Below are 17,643 nucleotides of genomic sequence, written 5' to 3'. Positions count from 1 at the left end.
GCCTAAGCGAGGTTCTGGTTTTCAAATTGTTCCGGACTGAGGCCGCCACACCAACTGTGCCGCCGCCACCGATTGTAATCACATTCGATATAATTAAACACCGTTGCCCGCATTATTTCCCGGCTGATAAAGTGTTCTCCATGGATACATTCCACTTTCAGCGAATGAAAGAAGCTTTCCACGCAGGCATTATCGTAGCAGCAACCTTTTGCGCTCATACTTCCACGCAGATTATGCCGCTTCAGTTGCGCCTGATAATCTGCTGAACAGTACTGGCCTCCACGGTCCGTGTGAACGATAACGTTCCGGGGCCTCTTACGCCGCCACAGCGCCATCTGCAGGGCATCGCAGGCCAGTTGCGCCGTCATGCGTGGCGACATTGACCAGCCAATAACGGCACGTGACCACAGGTCAATGACCACTGCCAGATACAGCCAGCCTTCATCTGTACGTAAGTACGTGATGTCTCCTGCCCACTTCTGGTTCGGGCCACTGGCGTAAAAATCCTGCTCCAACAGATTTTCTGACACAGGCAGGCCGTGTGCGCGGTAGCTGACCGGGCTGAACTTCCGGGAGGCCTTTGCCCTCAGTCCCTGACGGCGCAGGCTTGCCGCCACGGTTTTTACGTTAAAGGGGTAACCCTGAGCACGCAGTTCATCCGTCAGGCGTGGGGCACCGTAACGCTGTTTTGACCGGGTAAAAGCCGCGAGGACAACGCTGTCGCAGTGTTGGCGGAACTGCTGACGCGTGCTTATCCTTGTCCGCCGCTGACACCACGTATACCAGCCGCTGCGGGCCACCCGGAGCACGCGGCACATTGCTTTGATGCTGAACTCAGCCTGATGTTTTTCAATAAAGACATACTTCATTTCAGGCGCTTCGCGAAGTATGTCGCGGCCTTTTGGAGGATAGCCAGCTCTTCATCCCGTTCTGCCAGCTGGCGTTTGAGACGTGCAATCTCGGTAGACATCTCCAGTTCACGTTCAGAAGACGTCTGCTGATTTTGCTGTTTACTGCGCCAGTTGTAGAGCTGTGATTCATACAGGCTGAGTTCACGGGCTGCGGCAGTAACACCGATGCGTTCAGCAAGCTTCAGGGCTTCACTGCGAAATTCAGGCGAATGCTGTTTACGGGGTTTTTTACTGGTTGATACTGTTTTTGTCATGTGAGTCACCTCTGACTGAGAGTTTACTCACTTAGCCGCGTGTCCACTATTGCTGGGTAAGATCAGTTGTCCCCACTGATGCACGGGCATATCAATATGCTGGGGCATTATACGTTTACGCTACCGGAGGATATTTTGAAGGGGGAACTGAGAGAACTAAATTTCAATTTAAACAATGAATTAACTTCTTAGCGTACGTTTTCGTTCCATTGGCTCTCAAACCCCAATACTTAAAAAATATCTTAAAAGATAGTAAATATGCGATTCAGACAAAAGCGCTAAATAATCTTGAAGGAGACCAATTCAGCATTTGTTTAAAAACTATTAGAAAAATGAGCTATGAACAAAGAAGAGATCTTTACGTAGAACAAAGAATTGAAGATCAACGGACATGGTATGCTAAAAAATCTCTATTCAACAAAAGGATTGGTAAGGGGTGGGCGGTGGCTATACTGATTCTCTATGTTTTATCCCTTGCTATGACAGCATACCTTGCTAAAGAACCAAGTCAATCTACCTCGTTACCAACAGAGCTAATTACAACAATAATTTCTGCTCTCATAGGCTGGGTGCAAATTAAAAAGTATAATGAACTTTCGGCATCGTATGCCCTTACAGCACATGAAATTGGTCTAATAAAAGAGCAATCTTATTATATTTCTAGCGAAAAAGATTTTTTAGATTTTATTCGTGATGCTGAGACAGCATTTTCACGGGAACATACACAATGGCAAGCGAGACGAATTGTATAAAATCTGACAAAGGGAACTGTAAAGTTCCCCTTATTGTATTATTTGGCACGTCGACGAATAGCATCAACAATACTTTCTGTGCTCCACCGAACCTGTTCGACAGAACGATTAGCTACAACCTGAGATACTCTTGATGCACCATGTGGAATAACACCAATAACGGGAACTCCATGTCTAATTGCGGTGTCCATCTCCCACTCCATCCAAGTACTATGGCTTGCATAGATTCCAGCTATAGCAAGTAATACATTACTGTTGCGAATTTTTTCGCCAAGAACTCTTTTGATGTAATCAGCATTCACTGAATTAATAGGTATATCTTTGCTAACTTCAGAGAATTCAGCCCTAAAATAGGGTCTTGCATTTAGAAGGTTACGCAGTCGTAGTAATTCGTCGTGACTCCCCCACGAATGACTAATAAAAATATTTAAATCTCTAGCCATAAATCCCCCGCAATTATTAGTTATATTCCCATTAATAATATGGGGACTGTGACTTAGTTTATCAAGGGTATCATCGGGAAAAACCTCACTAACACAGAGGCTTATGTTAATTCATTAAAAACAGAAAGTTATCGTCTTGGCGTGGTTTTTTACATCATTGACCGTCAAACCCCTACGTAAGCTTATGACCCGGGATGGTTTATGGATCCCTCGTAAGTTACGGCCACCTCGTGTGCATCAGCCACGCCCACGTCGGGCCTGCACCGGCGAACTCATCCAGATTGATGGCAGTGAACATCGCTGGTTCGAGGACCGTGGTCCGGCCTGCACGCTGCTCGTTTACGTTGATGATGCAACAAGTCGGTTGATGCAGCTTCTGTTCGTCAGTTCGGAGTCCACGTTCACCTATTTTGAAGCCACCCGGGGATATCTGGAGCGCTACGGTAAGCCTCTGGCATTCTACAGCGACAAAGCCAGCGTCTTCAGGATCAACAACAAGCAGGCCACCGGCGGAGATGGCCAGACTCAGTTTGGTCGTGCCATGAACGAGCTGAATATCACTGGTATCTGTGCCAACACCAGTTCAGCCAAGGGGCGTGTTGAACGGGCTCATCTGACATTACAGGACCGCCTGGTCAAGGAACTGCGGCTCCGCGGTATCAGCACACCTGAGGCTGCAAACGCCTTTGCTGATGAGTTCATGGAAGATTACAACCGTCGGTTTGCAAAGCCGCCACGTCACGATTTTGACGTACATCGCCAGCTGGATAATGGCGAAAACCTGCAGGCGACATTCACCTGGCGCGAGCAGCGTAAGGTCTCGAAAAACCTGACATTACAGTATGATAAAAAGCTTTATCTGCTTGAAGATAATGAAGAAAACCGGCGTTTTCAGGGGAAGTACATCGAGGTATGGCAATACCCGGATGGTGACATTGAGCTCCGGGCCAGCGGCACTTCCCTGCCCTTTACCACTTACGACCGACTGGGAGAACTGGACCAGGGCGCCATCATCGACAACAAGCGTCTGGGACGTGCCCTGGAAATGATAAAGCTGGTTCAGGACAAACGGGACAACACCCGCTCACAGGCCCTGCCATCACTGGACGGCCAGACCTCACGCAGAAAGAAACAACCCGGCAAGAAATCACAACGAAGTCTGGACCATAACGACATGCTGGAAGCCCTGCAGCAACTTCAGACCCGGAGTAAAGACATCTTCGGCAAAGGCTGAAACATAACCTACATGCGGACATTTCAATTTAGATTGATGTTCAGGATAAACGCGATAACAACCGTTCACAGGCGATCCCTGCCGGTGATGGCTCTTTGCGGCGGCGCAGAAAACCAACAGAGAAATAATCGCAGCGCTCACTGAACGGCGACGACATGTTAGATGCGTTGAAGACATTGCAGTCACGTTCTGAGAAAAGTTCCAATGTTTAACGAGCGATTAAAAAATATATTAAATCATTATTCTCTCATTTCTCTGTTGCAATACTGACCTCCCAGGGCCTGTGTAATTCTGTCACCAAATAGTATCGTCAGACTACGATCATAGTAAATGGTTTCACCAGTGATAGATTCATGCTTTAATATTATCCCATAGCCATATCTTTCAAGCATATTCATACCCACCCTTGCCAAATTGTAAGAATAATTTATTCCCCAAATGGAACCATTTCTTCCTTCAAAAAACTCCGCTCTGTAATATCTTTTTAGAAATTCATAGTGTGCGTCTTCACTAAACATACCCCCTCCCGCTACAGAATTTACATAACAGTTTTTTATAATAAAAAGATGAAATGCATAAATATATATCCCGTTTTTCCTCTGCCGCCCACCATTCACAGATAGAGGATATAATCCTATATTATTTATTGTATGCTTAAATCATTTGATGACTATAGTTTCATATATTTTCATCATGTTAGCACCCATGATGTATGTTTATTTTTTCTGAAGCATACCAATAATCAAACCCCGTTCAACATAACAACATAAAATAATTTATAACAAATTTAGTTGAAACTTAATATATGAAATAGTGACTTTCCATAAGCAGATCATTAGTTTATAGGGCATCCTAACGATGCAGGCTCCTCCTGGCAAAACTGTCGATGATGAGATTTTTTTTGCGGTATATTCCACTTATTTTGGTGGTATTCAGTTTATGCAAAACAATACCGACAAAAGACTGAACCGTTTTTTTGGAGATCAGCAGGCTACGGGAAATTTCATCTATCGAATAACCATTTAAAATCATATTGATAACATGTGTTTCTCTTTTGGTAAATGACAACTTGTCCCTCTTCAGATTGATCCCCATTTTTTTAAACGCCTGCCTCATCATGAGATATTCATTACCGCTTAATTCAGTGTCAATGCATACCGCTTCACGCCCTGTCCCGCTCATTCCTGACGCCGGTTTTAATAAAAAGATAAGATTGACCGGTGAAATGTGTAGGTACTTGAGACGTTCGGCATCGCCGGTGTTCAGCTCTGACTCCACAATCACCACATCGCTGTTGCTGAAGGCAATATCGCTGACCCGTGAAAACACAACCCTGTTGACGGAGAGGCTGTTGTCGCTGAACATACATTTCAGACCTACAAGCATGAAATTATTATTGGTAATAACATAGATATTCATATAGTCCCCGCAGCAATACCTTTTGCGAAGCGTCCCGTTCCTTATGTTCTGACAAAGTGGTGCCTGTATTGGTGTCGCCGGGTAACTATGACGTACTCCGGCTCAGCGGAGTACGTCAACTGCTCTACTGGTGCGCCGCTAGCACGCTATTCACGATTTCCACCGCTTCTTTCTCGATCTGCTTGCGATGTGCTTCCCCGAGGAAGCTCTCGCAGTAGATCTTGTAAGCGTCTTCCGTACCTGACGGTCGGGCGGCGAACCAGCCGTTGTCGGTCATCACTTTCAGGCCACCAATCGATGCGCCGTTGCCCGGCGCGGCGGTCAGACGCGCAGTGATCGGGTCACCCGCCAGCTGACTGGCCCTGACCATTTCCGGCGACAGCTTCGACAGCACCGCTTTCTGTGCGGAAGTGGCCGAAGCCTGCAGCCGGTTATAGCTCGGCGCGCCGAAGCGGGCGGCCAGTTCGTCGTAGTGCTCCTGCGGGTTTTTACCGGTGACGGCGGTGATTTCCGCCGCCAGCAGGCACATGATGATCCCGTCTTTGTCGGTCGACCACGGCGTTCCGTCAAAACGCAGGAACGAGGCGCCCGCGCTCTCTTCTCCGCCGAAGCCGAAGCTGCCGTCGAACAGGCCGTCAACAAACCATTTAAAGCCCACCGGCACTTCAACCAGCCTGCGGCCGAGGTCGTTCACCACACGGTCGATCATCGCGGAAGAGACCAGCGTCTTGCCCACCGCCACATCCTGGCCCCACTGCGGGCGATGCTGGAACAGGTAGTTAATCGCCACCGCCAGATAGTGGTTCGGGTTCATCAGCCCTGCCGGCGTGACGATGCCGTGACGGTCATAATCTGGATCGTTAGCAAAAGCCAGGTCAAACTTATCGCGCAGCGCCAGCAGGCCCGCCATTGCGCACTCAGATGAGCAGTCCATGCGAATGGCGCCGTCTTTATCCAGATGCATAAAGCGGAAGGTTTGATCGACGTGATCGTTGACGATAGTCAGGTCGAGCTTGTAGTGCCCGGCAATACGTTTCCAGTATTCGATACCGGACCCGCCCAGCGGATCGATCCCGAGCTTGAGGCCGGCTTTCTGAATTGCCGCCATGTCGACGATATCCGCCAGCCCTTCGATAAACGGCTGTACCAGATCCTGCTTTTTAACATGACCGGATGCCAGTGCCGCATCGAGGGAGATGCGCCTGACGCCCTGCAGACCCGAGGCCAGCAGTTCGTTAGCGCGATTCTCTACCACTTTGGTGACGTTGGTATCCGCCGGGCCGCCGTTCGGCGGGTTGTACTTAATACCGCCATCTTCCGGCGGGTTATGAGACGGCGTGATCACGATGCCGTCTGCCAGCGGACCACCTTTTTTGTTGTGCACCAGGATGGCATTGGAAATGGCCGGCGTCGGGGTGAAACCGTTGTGTTCCTGCACGATAACATCAACGCCGTTGGCCGCCAGCACTTCCAGTACGGAAATAAAGGCCGGTTCGGAGAGCGCGTGGGTATCTTTACCCACGTAGCAGGGACCGGTAATCCCGTTCCTGGCGCGGTCTTCCGCAATCGCCTGCGCGATCGCCAGAATATGCTGCTCATTGAAGTTATGGCGCCCTGCACTGCCACGATGGCCAGAGGTACCAAACTTCACCGCATGCTCCGCGTTGCCCGCTTCCGGCCTCAGTACGTAGTACTGCGCGGTCAGCTGAGCGACGTTAATCAAATCACTCTGTTGTGCAGGCTCCCCTGCGCGTTTACTGTCCGTCATTTTTCTCTCCTGTCATATCCGTCAGGCTTATTTATGTGTTGCTGCCGGGTCGCTCATCGACGGGGCCGGTCTCCTGCCACCCGCCCCGGCGTTTCCTGGTTGTCAGTACGCGCTCAGAGTTGCGTTTTGTCGATATACCAGATCTTTTGCGCATACTCCCGCACCGTACGGTCCGATGAAAAATAGCCCATGTGGGTTATGTTGAGCATCGCTTTGGCGGTCCACTCTTCCGGGGTTCGGTAGAGCGCATCCACCTTGTCCTGACAGTCAACATAGCTGCGGTAATCGGCCAGCACCTGATAGTGGTCGCCAAAGTTGATCAGCGAATCCAGCAGACCGCGATAGCGGCCCGGCTCCTGTGGGCTGAACACCCCGGTCCCCATCTGGGTCAGCGCCTGGCGCAGCTCTTGATCCTGGTCGTAGTAATCACGCGGCTGATAACCGTTGCTGCGCAGCGCCTCGACCTCTGCAGCGGTATTACCGAAGATAAAGATATTGTCCTCACCCACGTGCTCCAACATCTCAACGTTGGCGCCGTCCAGCGTGCCAATGGTCAGCGCACCGTTGAGGGCGAACTTCATATTACTGGTCCCGGAGGCTTCAGTCCCTGCCAGCGAAATCTGCTCAGAAAGGTCCGCGGCCGGAATGATCATCTGCGCCAGACTGACGCTGTAGTTGGGAATGAACACCACCTTTAGTCTGTCGCCAATCTGCGGATCGCTGTTGATGACTTTGGCGACGTCGTTTATCAGATGGATGATCTGTTTTGCCGTGTGGTAAGCGGACGCGGCTTTGCCGGCGAAAATCACCACTCGCGGCACCCATTCGGCCTGCGGGTCCGCCTTGATACGGTTGTAGCGGGTGATCACATGCAGCACATTCATCAGCTGGCGTTTATATTCGTGGATCCGTTTAATTTGCACATCAAACAGCGCGTTCGGGTTCACCACCACGCCCAGCTGACGGGCGATATAATCGGCCAGACGCTGTTTATTCGCCAGTTTGGCGGCGCTGACGGCCTGGTTAACCAGCGGATAATCCTGATATTCCCCCATTTCGCTCAGCTGGCTTAAATCCGTTCGCCAGGTCTGGCCGATATGGCGGTCCAGAACCGCGGCAAGGGACGGGTTAGCGGCAGCCAGCCAGCGGCGCGGCGTGACGCCGTTAGTCACGTTGGTGAAGCGGCGCGGAAAGATTCTGGCGAAATCGGCAAATAGCGACTCCACCATCAGCCGGGAGTGCAGTTCCGACACGCCGTTAACCTTGTGACTGACCACTACCGCCAGCCAGGCCATCCGCACGCGGCGACCATTGGACTCATCAATAATCGAGGTCCGGCTCAGCAACGCCATATCATCGGGATAGTGCTCCTGCATCGTTTTCAGAAAATAGTCATTAATCTCGAAGATAATCTGCAAATGGCGCGGCAGGATTTTCCCCAGCATATCGACAGGCCAGGTCTCCAGCGCTTCGCTCATCAGGGTATGGTTGGTGTAGGAGAAGACCCGACAGGTCACCTCAAACGCGTCATCCCAGCTGAAGCGGTGTTCGTCAATCAGCAGACGCATCAGCTCCGGGATCGACAGCACCGGATGGGTGTCATTGAGGTGGATAGCAATTTTATCCGCCAGGTTGTCATAGGTTTGATACAGCTGGTAATGACGGGTGAGGATGTCCTGTACCGTCGCCGAAACAAGGAAATACTCCTGACGCAGGCGCAGTTCACGCCCGGAATAGGTCGAGTCGTCCGGGTAAAGCACGCGGGAAACGTTCTCAGAGTGGTTCTTATCCTCCACGGCGGCGAAATAGTCCCCCTGGTTAAATTTACCGAGATTAATTTCACTGCTGGCCTGGGCACTCCACAAACGCAGGGTGTTGGTGGCATCGGTGTCATAACCCGGGATAATCTGATCGTAGGCCACGGCAATAATTTCTTCGGTTTCCAGCCAGCGTGAGTTTTTGCCCTCATGTTGAACACGTCCGCCAAAGCGCACGGTATAGCGGGTTTTATGGCGCTCGAATTCCCACGGGTTACCGTACTCCAGCCAGTAGTCCGGTGACTCCATCTGCCGGCCGTCGATGATGTTTTGCTTGAACATACCGTAGTCGTAGCGGATACCATAGCCGCGGCCTGGCAGCCCCAGTGTGGCCAGGGAATCGAGAAAACAGGCCGCCAGACGACCGAGACCGCCGTTGCCCAGCCCCGGATCGTTCTCCTCATCAATCAGCTCTTCCAGATCCAGCCCCATCCCTGCCAGAGCCGTTTTCACATCCTCATAGATGCCCTGCGACAGTAAGGCATTAGAGAGGGTTCGGCCGATGAGAAACTCCATCGACAGATAATAAACCTGCCGGGCCTGCTGCGAGATCCGCGCCCGATGCGCCCGCAGCCAACGTTCTACCAGCCGATCGCGAACGGCGAACAGCGTGGCGTTGAGCCATTCATGTTTATTGGCAAGTGAGGGATCTTTACCAAGAATAAACATGAGCTTATAAGCGATAGCATGCTGTAGCGCTTCTTCATTCAGACTGGGTGAAATATAACTTAAGCGTGGTTCCATTTTTCTTATCCGTAGCAATTAAATAATACGCTGATACAACTGGTGGAAAGACTTAGCGGCAATTTGCCAGCTAAAATCCATGCTCATTGCCTGACGTTGCACGTACCGCCACAGCGATGGACGGGACCACAGGACAAAGGCCCGGTGGATGGCATGTAATAGTGATTCAGTCTCGCTGTCGGTAAACACAAATCCGCTCGCGATCCCGTCAGCAAGGTTTTCGAGCGAACAGTCGGCGACGGTATCCGCCAGTCCGCCGGTGCGACGAACCAGCGGCAATGTGCCGTAGCGAAGGCCATAGAGCTGGGTCAGACCGCAGGGTTCAAAACGGCTGGGCACCAGGATGACGTCGGCGCCGCCAATCATCTGATGCGACAGCGCCTCGTCGTAACCGATCCGGATACTCACCTGCCCGGAGTATTGCGCCGCAGCGGCAAGAAAACGGGCCTGCAAATCCGGGTCGCCGGATCCCAGTAGCGCCAGCTGCCCTCCCTGCGCAATGATTCCCGGCAGTGCGCCAAGGAGCAGATCCAGCCCCTTCTGGCTGGTGAGCCGGCTCACGACGGTGAACAACAGCGCCCGGCCGTCCTCCTTCAGCCCCAGCGTCGTCTGCAGCTGCTGCTTGTTCTTCGCTTTCTCAGCCAGCGAGTTCCGGTCGTAAGGCGCAGCCAGCAGCGGATCGCGGCGCGGATCCCAGATGCTTTCGTCGACGCCGTTAAGGATCCCCGACAGTCGCCCTTCCCGCTGACGTTGCCGCAGCAACTCTTCCAGACCGAACGCGTACTGCGGTTCGGTAATTTCACGGGCATACGTCGGGCTGACGGTGGTGATATGGTCAGCGAAATAGAGGCCCGCCTTAAGGAAGGAGATCTGTCCTTTAAACTCCACCCCATGCATCTGGAAGAATGACCACGGTAAAGCGATCTCCGCCATATGCCGGGCGAGGAACAAGCCCTGATAGGCAATGTTGTGCACCGTAAACACTGACCTGGCGGGGTTGCCGCGGGCGGCCAGATAAGCCGGCGTGAGGCCCGCATGCCAGTCATGGGCGTGGACGATTTCAGGCCGCCAGAACGGATCCAGACCGCCAGCAAGCTCAGCCGCGACCCAACTCAACAGCGCGAAACGCAGGACGTTATCGGGATAATCCTGCATCTGCGGGTCATGATAAGGATTACCCGGTCGGTCATAGAGATGCGGGGCATCAATCAGATAGATGCCCACGCCGTTAAAGTCGCCAAACAACAGCGTCATCGGCCCGGCGAAGGTCTCCCTGCTGGCCACCACCTGCGGTTCCCCTACTCCGTCGCGGATCGCGGGAAACCCCGGCAGCAGCACGCGGGTATCCACGCCCTCGGCTATTTGCGCCGCCGGGAGAGCACCGGTCACATCAGCCAGCCCCCCCGTTTTCAACAGAGGGAACATCTCCGCTCCTACATGTAAAACTCGCATGGATGCTCCTTAATTATTCAGGCATGAAGGCGACGCGATGCCAATGACGGCAATCACAGCTGCGGCAGCTTTTATTTCCGCCAACGGCTTCATAGTTCAAGTCGGTTCAGCATTTCTTTGGTAACCAGAACGATGCCTTCTTCCGAACGATAAAAGCGTCGCGCATCCTCAACGGCATTTTCGCCAATCACCGTCCCCTCCGGAATAACGCATCCCCGGTCGATCACGCAGCGTCTTATCCTGCAGGAGCGACCGACCCAGACGCCCGGTAATAAAACCGACGAATCAATATTACAGAACGAGTTAATCCGAACTCTGGAAAATAGAACCGACTGCACCACCACCGAGCCAGAAATAATACAGCCGCCGGAGACCAGAGAATTCATGGTCATGCCATGACTGCCGGAACGGTCCTGAACAAATTTGGCGCTGGGCAGCGATTCGACATAGGTACGGATAGGCCAGTTACGGTCATAAACGTCCAGCTCTGGCACTACTGAGGCTAAATCCAGATTCGCTTTCCAGTACGCCTCCAGGGTTCCGACATCGCGCCAGTATGGCTCGGCATTATTATCCGACTGAACGCAGGAGCGCGGGAACGGATGCGCATACGCTTCACCTGCCGCCGTTATCCTGGGAATAATATCTTTGCCAAAATCATGGGTGGAGTGTTCATCCCGATCGTCGTCTTCCAGCAGCTGGTAGAGATATTCCGCATCAAACACATAAATGCCCATACTGGCAAGCGAGCGGGTTTCATCGCCAGGAATGGTGGGCGGATTAGCCGGTTTTTCAACAAATTCAATGATTTTGTCATTCTCATCCACGGCCATGACGCCAAAAGCGCTTGCCTCTTCAACCGGGACCGGCAGGCAGGCCACGGTACAGCGCGCCCCTTTTTCAACGTGATCGAGCAGCATCCGCGAATAATCTTGTTTATAGATATGGTCCCCGGCCAGAATAACGACATATTCCGCATCATAGCGGCGGATAATATCCAGATTCTGGGTCACGGCATCCGCCGTCCCCCGATACCAGTTCTCACCATGCACCCGCTGCTGCGCCGGTAATAAATCCACGAACTCATTCATTTCTTCGTTAAAGAATGCCCAGCCGCGTTGAATATGCTGCACCAGTGAATGGGACTGATATTGTGTAATGACCCCGATACGTCTTATTCCGGAGTTAATACAATTCGATAAAGCAAAATCAATAATTCTGAATTTACCGCCGAAATGCACCGCAGGTTTTGCGCGAATAGTGGTCAGGTCTTTTAATCGTGTGCCACGTCCGCCGGCGAGGATCAGGGCCACGGATTTAAGCGGTAACTGGCGCGACAGCATTAAGTTGTCAGTATATTCAAGTTTACTCATAATAATGTCCTGCTATTAAATAAAAGCCATAAAAGAAAATAATGAAGAAAAAGCCTCACTCTTCTGCAAAATAATTCAGAAGTGATCACCTCCGGTAATAAGTCAGCTGCAATAAATCAGCTGCGCGTTTTATTGCCCTGCAGATTCCCGTACCAGCCAGATTGTCGCCAGCGGCGGCAGAGTCACCGACAGCGAATGCTCCCGACCGTGGCTGGCGATCGCCTCGCTTGCCACGCAGCCGCCGTTGCCGGTGTTGCTCCCGTGGTAGTGCATCGAGTCGGTGTTCAGCTCTTCACGCCAGCGCCCCGGCTGGTTAATCCCGAAGCGATAGCCGTGACGCGGTACTGGCGTGAAGTTGCTCGCCACGATTATCTCGTTCCCGGCTTTATCGCGACGGACAAAGATAAACACCGACCGTTCATGGTCATCCACAACAAGCCATTCAAAGCCGTAGGGGTCAAAATCCAGTTCGTGCAGTGCCTTATGGTGGCGATAGGTATGGTTCAGATCGCGCACCAGACGCTGCACCCCGTGATGCCAGTTGTCGCCCCCTTCCAGCAGATGCCAGTCGAGGCTGGCGTCGTGGTTCCACTCCCGCCCCTGGGCAAACTCGTTGCCCATAAACAGCAGCTTTTTACCGGGGAAGGCAAACAGCCAGCCGTAGTAGGCGCGCAGGTTGGCGAACTTCTGCCAGGCATCGCCAGGCATCCGGTCAAGAATCGATTTTTTGCCGTGAACCACTTCATCGTGTGACAGCGGCAACACGAAGTTTTCGGTGTAGTTGTAGAGCATCCCGAAGGTCATCTTGTCGTGATGATAACGACGATAGATGGGATCGAGCTGCATATAGTCGAGGGTGTCATGCATCCAGCCGAGGTTCCATTTGAACCAGAAGCCAAGACCGCCCGTCGAAGACGGTCGTGTAACCCCGGCGAAGTCGGTGGACTCCTCCGCCATCGTGACCGCTCCCGGCGTCTGCTCACCGAGCACACGGTTGGTATTGCGCAGAAATTCAATCGCTTCGAGGTTTTCCCGGCCGCCGTACTCATTGGGCACCCACTCCCCCTCTTTGCGGCTGTAGTCGCGGTAGATCATTGACGCAACCGCATCCACGCGCAGGGCGTCGATCCCGAAGCGTTCAATCCAGTACAGCGCGTTCCCGACCAGAAAGTTGCTGACTTCACGGCGACCGTAGTTGTAGATCAGCGTATTCCAGTCCTGGTGATAACCTTCTCGCGGGTCGCTGTGTTCATACAACGCGGTGCCGTCGAACGATGCCAGCGCAAAGTCATCCGACGGGAAGTGGCCCGGCACCCAGTCGAGGATCACGTTCAGACCCGCGGCATGGGCAGCATTCAGGAAGTAGCGGAAGTCTTCACGGGTACCAAAACGGCGGGTCGGCGCGTACAGCCCGGTGGGCTGATAGCCCCAGCTGCCGTCGAACGGATGTTCGTTTACCGGCAGCAGCTCCAGATGGGTGAAGCCCATCCACTTCGCGTAAGGCACCAGCTGGTCCGCCAGCTCGCGGTAGCTGAGCCAGAAATGGTTATCGGCGTGGCGGCGCCACGAGCCAAGGTGCACTTCATAAATCGAAATCGGTGCATCAAACTGGTTGGCCTGCTGACGGGACTGTGGCTGTTCGACCTTTTCCGGCATGCCGCAGATAAGCGACGCGCTTTCCGGGCGCATCTGTGCCTCAAAGGCATACGGGTCGGATTTCACCCGCAGGTGGCCGTGGGCGTCAATCAGCTCGAACTTATACAGCTGGCCGTTATGCGCGCCGGGGACAAACAGCTCCCAGATGCCGGACTCTTTGCGCAGACGCATCGGGTGGCGGCGGCCGTCCCAGTAGTTGAACTGTCCGACCACCGACACACGACGGGCGTTCGGCGCCCAGACGGAAAAACGCGTCCCGGTGACGCCGTCCATGGTGTCGGCATGGGCTCCCAGCGTCTCGTAGGGCCGCAGATGAGTCCCTTCAGCGAGCAGCCAGGCATCAAGCTCCTGCAGCAGCGGGCCAAAGCGATAGGGGTCGTCAATCAGGTTTTGCTGACCGTGCCAGGTGACGGCCAGCTGGTAACGAAAAGGATTTTTCCGGCGCGGCAGAACGCCGCTAAAGAACCCGCGTGTGTCGAGGCATTCGAGTTTACCGACTTTGCGCCCGGTTTTCGGTTCAATCACCCATACATCGGTGGCATCGGGTAATAATGCGCGCACTTCCAGACCCGCATCGGTTGAGTGCATGCCAAGCACGGAAAATGGATCGGAACAATGACCTGCGAGAAGTGCGGAGATCGCACTTTTTTCATTATAATCAGACATGGCAGTCACCCTACTATCATCCTGCGGAAAGAATTAAAACGCCTCTTCCTGCTTTATTGATCCGGTAATATTCCGCTGCATGCTACGCATCGAAATATCAACACGTTATTCCAGAGCCTTAAGACATGTCGGTTGTCCACAAATAGAGAGTGATTAACCTCCTGAGAAGTGAGTTAAATGCGCTGTACGACTTCTGTATTATCTGTCTTCAGAATAATTACTCCTGATTTTCTTTCTGTGAGTAAACACTCATTTCTATATTAATGGGGAAACTAATTTTTATTTCGTCACGAATGATGAGTTTCCTTCTGCTGAATTCGTCAGATCGTATATAAAAAAAGGCTTTGTTGAATAAATCGAACTTTTGCTGAGTTGAAGGATCAGATCACGCATCTTCCCGACAACGCAGACCGTTCCGTGGCAAAGCAAAAGTTCAAAATCACCAACTGGCCCACCTACAATAAAGCCCTCATCAACCGTGGCTCCATAACTTTCTGGCTGGATGATGAAGCTATTCAGGCCTGGTATGAGTCAGCAACACCTTCTTCACGAGGCAGACCTCAGCGCTATTCTGACCTTGCCATCACGACTGTGCTGGTCATTAAACGCGTATTCAGGCTGACCCTGCGCGCTGCGCAGGGCTTTATTGATTCCATTTTTTCTCTGATGAACGTTCCGCTACGCTGCCCGGATTACAGCTGTGTCAGCAGGCGGGCAAAGTCGGTTAATGTCAGTTTCAAAACGCCCACCCGGGGTGAAATCGCACACCTGGTAATTGATTCCACCGGGCTGAAGGTCTTCGGTGAAGGCGAGTGGAAAGTCAAAAAGCATGGCCAGGAACGCCGCCGTATCTGGCGTAAGCTGCATCTCGCCGTTGACAGTAAAACACATGAAATCATCTGCGCTGACCTGTCGCTGAACAACGTTACGGACTCAGAGGCCTTCCCCGGGTTAATCCGGCAAACCCACCGGAAAATCAGGTCAGCCGCCGCCGATGGCGCTTACGATACCCGGCTATGTCACGATGAACTGCGGCGTAAGAAAATCAGCGCGCTTATCCCTCCCCGAAAAGGTGCGGGTTACTGGCCCGGTGAATATGCAGACCGTAACCGTGCAGTGGCTAATCAGCGAATGACCGGGAGTAATGCGCGGTGGAAATGGACAACAGATTACAACCGTCGCTCGATAGCGGAAACGGCGATGTACCGGGTAAAACAGCTGTTCGGGGGTTCACTGACGCTGCGTGACTACGATGGTCAGGTTGCGGAGGCTATGGCCCTGGTACGAGCGCTGAACAAAATGACGAAAGCAGGTATGCCTGAAAGCGTGCGTATTGCCTGAAAACACAACCCGCTACGGGGGAGACTTACCCGAAATCTGATTTATTCAACAAAGCCGTGCGAGTTCGGTGGAACCCTTTTTACAAGTGGAGGCTGCTGGAGCAGCGAACTATCATCAATTAATGATTTATCCAAACTCGGTTAAAGACCGAGAAACATCAGAATACCCTTATGTTGAACTATTCAGAGACTTAGCATCTGCAACATGTCGTCCTAATAGTACTTTGGTAACATATGGTTATAGTTTTGGAGATGAACATATAAACCGTGTTATTATTGACATGCTGACAATACCCTCAACGCATATAGTAATAATTGCCTACGGCGATCCACTCGGTAGAATTATGCGCTTTGTAAACGAAAGTGGAAGAAAAGCTCAAATATCTTTATTACTTGGTGACCACTTTGGAGATATCAAGAATTTAGTGGATTTTTATCTTCCTAAAGCAGCGATAGACAGATCATCAATTCGTATGGCAGAACTATTGAAATCAAGGGGTTTATATCGTACAACAATTTCAAATAATAGCGAGGATGCTGAATGAACTCATTTCCGATTGAACAAGGTGAGCAACTCAGGGTCGGCACTGTAGATTTTGTTTCACCTAATGAAATTAGAGCAATATTAGAGATTGACTCACCTGATACTGTTGCTTTGAATGCAGGAACGCCTAGGGAAGGTGCGAATAAGCAGGTCATTTCTTCCCAAGCTGACTCGCTGATTAAAATTTCGCGGATCTGGGCCGATTTTTTTCCCGCAAACACATCGAATCAGCCTATTTAGGCTATTTTTTCCACCATTTCTGGCGTTATTTCCGGTTTTTACTGAGATCTCTCCCACTGACGTATCATTTGGTCCACCCGAAACAGGTTGGCCAGGGTGAATAACATCGCCAGTTGGTTATCGTTTTTCAGCAGCCCCTTGTATCTGGCTTTCACGAAGCCGAACTGCCGCTTGATGATGCGAAACGGGTGCTCCACCCTGGCACGGATGCTGGCTTTCATGTATTCGATGTTGATGGCCGTTTTGTTCTTGCGCGGATGCTGCTTCAAGGTTTTTACCCTGCCGGGACGCTCGGCGATCAGCCAGTCCACATCCACCTCGGCCAGCTCCTCGCGCTGTGGCGCTCCTTGGTAGCCGGCATCGGCTGAGACAAATTGCTCCTCTCCATGAAGCAGATTACCCAGCTGATTGAGGTCATGCTCGTTGGCCGCGGTGGTGACCAGGCTGTGGGTCAGGCCACTCTTGGCATCGACACCAATGTGGGCCTTCATGCCAAAGTGCCACTGATTGCCTTTCTTGGTCTGATGCATCTCCGGATCGCGTTGCTGCTCTTTGTTCCTGGTAGAGCTGGGTGCCTCAATGATGGTGGCATCCACCAAAGTGCCTTGGGTCATCATGACGCCTGCTTCGGCCAGCCAGCGATTGATGGTCTTGAACAATTGACGGGCCAGTTGATGCTGCTCGAGCAGGTGGCGGAAATTCATGATGGTGGTGCGATCCGGCAGGGCGCTATCCAGGGATAATCGGGCAAACAGGCGCATGGAGGCGATTTCGTACAGGGCATCTTCCATGGCACCGTCGCTCAGGTTGTACCAATGCTGCATGCAGTGAATACGCAGCATGGTCTCCAGCGGATAGGGCCGTCGGCCATTGCCCGCCTTGGGATAAAACGGCTCGATGACAGCGGTCATATTCTGCCATGGCAGAATCTGCTCCATGCGGGAGAGGAAAATCTCTTTTCGGGTCTGACGGCGCTTAGTGCTGAATTCACTATCGGCGAAGGTGAGTTGATGGCTCATGATGTCCCTCT

Annotated in this window: 13 protein-coding genes and 3 pseudogenes; 6 read left to right on the top strand and 10 right to left on the bottom strand. The window is 52.2% G+C overall.

Features of this window, described 5'->3' with window-relative positions; genetic code table 11:
- Positions 1-2: 2 nt before the first annotated feature.
- A protein-coding gene (locus HV318_RS22475; protein ID WP_085947598.1) for an IS3-like element IS3 family transposase occupies positions 3-1,165 on the bottom strand; the annotation gives its coding sequence in 2 pieces (ribosomal slippage) (positions 3-904 and positions 904-1,165; 1,164 coding nt in all).
- 209 nt (positions 1,166-1,374) lie between these two features.
- Here HV318_RS22475 and HV318_RS22470 point away from each other — a divergent pair.
- Positions 1,375-1,917 (top strand): SLATT domain-containing protein, encoded by a 543-nt coding sequence (locus HV318_RS22470; RefSeq protein ID WP_182274661.1) that lies wholly within the window; start codon positions 1,375-1,377, stop codon positions 1,915-1,917.
- A 38-nt stretch (positions 1,918-1,955) separates the two neighbouring features.
- Here HV318_RS22470 and HV318_RS22465 read toward each other — a convergent pair whose 3' ends face one another.
- Positions 1,956-2,360, bottom strand: coding sequence for a TIR domain-containing protein (locus HV318_RS22465; protein ID WP_071846040.1), 405 nt, complete (start codon positions 2,358-2,360; stop codon positions 1,956-1,958).
- 172 nt (positions 2,361-2,532) lie between these two features.
- On the opposite strand from HV318_RS22465, the pseudogene HV318_RS22460 reads away from it, so the two are divergent.
- Positions 2,533-3,594 (top strand): annotated as a pseudogene (locus HV318_RS22460) (ISNCY family transposase); the annotation flags it as partial.
- Between the two features lie 38 nt (positions 3,595-3,632).
- Positions 3,633-3,806 (top strand): annotated as a pseudogene (locus HV318_RS22455) (ISNCY family transposase); the annotation flags it as partial.
- A gap of 27 nt (positions 3,807-3,833) precedes the next feature.
- On the opposite strand, the gene HV318_RS22450 reads toward HV318_RS22455, so the two are convergent.
- The 7 genes from HV318_RS22450 to glgB all read right to left on the bottom strand — a co-directional run bounded on the left by HV318_RS22450 (position 3,834) and on the right by glgB (position 14,489).
- Positions 3,834-4,112: a hypothetical protein gene (locus tag HV318_RS22450; RefSeq protein WP_004197671.1), complete on the bottom strand. Its 279-nt coding sequence runs from the start codon at positions 4,110-4,112 to the stop codon at positions 3,834-3,836.
- A 334-nt stretch (positions 4,113-4,446) separates the two neighbouring features.
- The gene (locus tag HV318_RS22445) at positions 4,447-5,013 is read right to left on the bottom strand and encodes a LuxR C-terminal-related transcriptional regulator (RefSeq protein WP_004197678.1); all 567 of its coding nucleotides are present in this window, start codon (positions 5,011-5,013) and stop codon (positions 4,447-4,449) included.
- A gap of 124 nt (positions 5,014-5,137) precedes the next feature.
- Positions 5,138-6,781 carry a phosphoglucomutase (alpha-D-glucose-1,6-bisphosphate-dependent) gene (gene pgm / locus HV318_RS22440; protein ID WP_004197675.1) on the bottom strand — a complete coding sequence of 548 codons (1,644 nt, stop codon included), beginning with the start codon at positions 6,779-6,781 and terminating at the stop codon, positions 5,138-5,140.
- 113 nt (positions 6,782-6,894) lie between these two features.
- Positions 6,895-9,342 carry a glycogen phosphorylase gene (glgP, locus tag HV318_RS22435; RefSeq protein ID WP_181219961.1) on the bottom strand — a complete coding sequence of 816 codons (2,448 nt, stop codon included), beginning with the start codon at positions 9,340-9,342 and terminating at the stop codon, positions 6,895-6,897.
- An 18-nt stretch (positions 9,343-9,360) separates the two neighbouring features.
- The gene (gene glgA / locus HV318_RS22430; RefSeq protein ID WP_004197677.1) at positions 9,361-10,794 is read right to left on the bottom strand and encodes a glycogen synthase GlgA; all 1,434 of its coding nucleotides are present in this window, start codon (positions 10,792-10,794) and stop codon (positions 9,361-9,363) included.
- Positions 10,795-10,883: 89 nt separating this feature from the next.
- Complete coding sequence (gene glgC / locus HV318_RS22425) at positions 10,884-12,167, bottom strand: glucose-1-phosphate adenylyltransferase (RefSeq protein WP_015632388.1); 1,284 nt, start codon at positions 12,165-12,167, stop codon at positions 10,884-10,886.
- A gap of 129 nt (positions 12,168-12,296) precedes the next feature.
- Positions 12,297-14,489, bottom strand: a complete 2,193-nt coding sequence (gene glgB, locus HV318_RS22420) for a 1,4-alpha-glucan branching enzyme (RefSeq protein WP_004099052.1) — start codon at positions 14,487-14,489, stop codon at positions 12,297-12,299.
- Positions 14,490-14,861: 372 nt separating this feature from the next.
- Between glgB and HV318_RS22415 the strand changes: the two genes are divergently transcribed.
- The 3 genes and pseudogenes from HV318_RS22415 (at position 14,862) to HV318_RS24570 (ending at position 16,613) form a co-directional block, all read left to right on the top strand.
- Complete coding sequence (locus tag HV318_RS22415) at positions 14,862-15,830, top strand: IS5-like element IS903B family transposase (RefSeq protein WP_000654804.1); 969 nt, start codon at positions 14,862-14,864, stop codon at positions 15,828-15,830.
- A gap of 58 nt (positions 15,831-15,888) precedes the next feature.
- Positions 15,889-16,374, top strand: a pseudogene (locus tag HV318_RS22410) (SIR2 family protein); the annotation flags it as partial.
- Positions 16,371-16,613, top strand: coding sequence for a hypothetical protein (locus tag HV318_RS24570; protein WP_182274660.1), 243 nt, complete (start codon positions 16,371-16,373; stop codon positions 16,611-16,613). The pseudogene HV318_RS22410 and the gene HV318_RS24570, both read left to right, overlap by 4 nt.
- A 38-nt stretch (positions 16,614-16,651) precedes the next feature.
- Here the strand turns inward: HV318_RS24570 and HV318_RS22400 are convergent, their stop codons facing one another.
- Positions 16,652-17,632 carry an IS5-like element ISKpn26 family transposase gene (locus HV318_RS22400; RefSeq protein WP_016156491.1) on the bottom strand — a complete coding sequence of 327 codons (981 nt, stop codon included), beginning with the start codon at positions 17,630-17,632 and terminating at the stop codon, positions 16,652-16,654.
- Positions 17,633-17,643: the final 11 nt, after the last annotated feature.

The sequence above is a fragment of the Enterobacter sp. RHBSTW-00901 genome (genome assembly GCF_014103115.1).
Classification (GTDB): Bacteria; Pseudomonadota; Gammaproteobacteria; order Enterobacterales; family Enterobacteriaceae; genus Enterobacter; species Enterobacter cloacae_P.
Note: the sequence above shows the minus strand (reverse complement) of the source record. Positions and strands in the feature narration are given on the sequence as shown.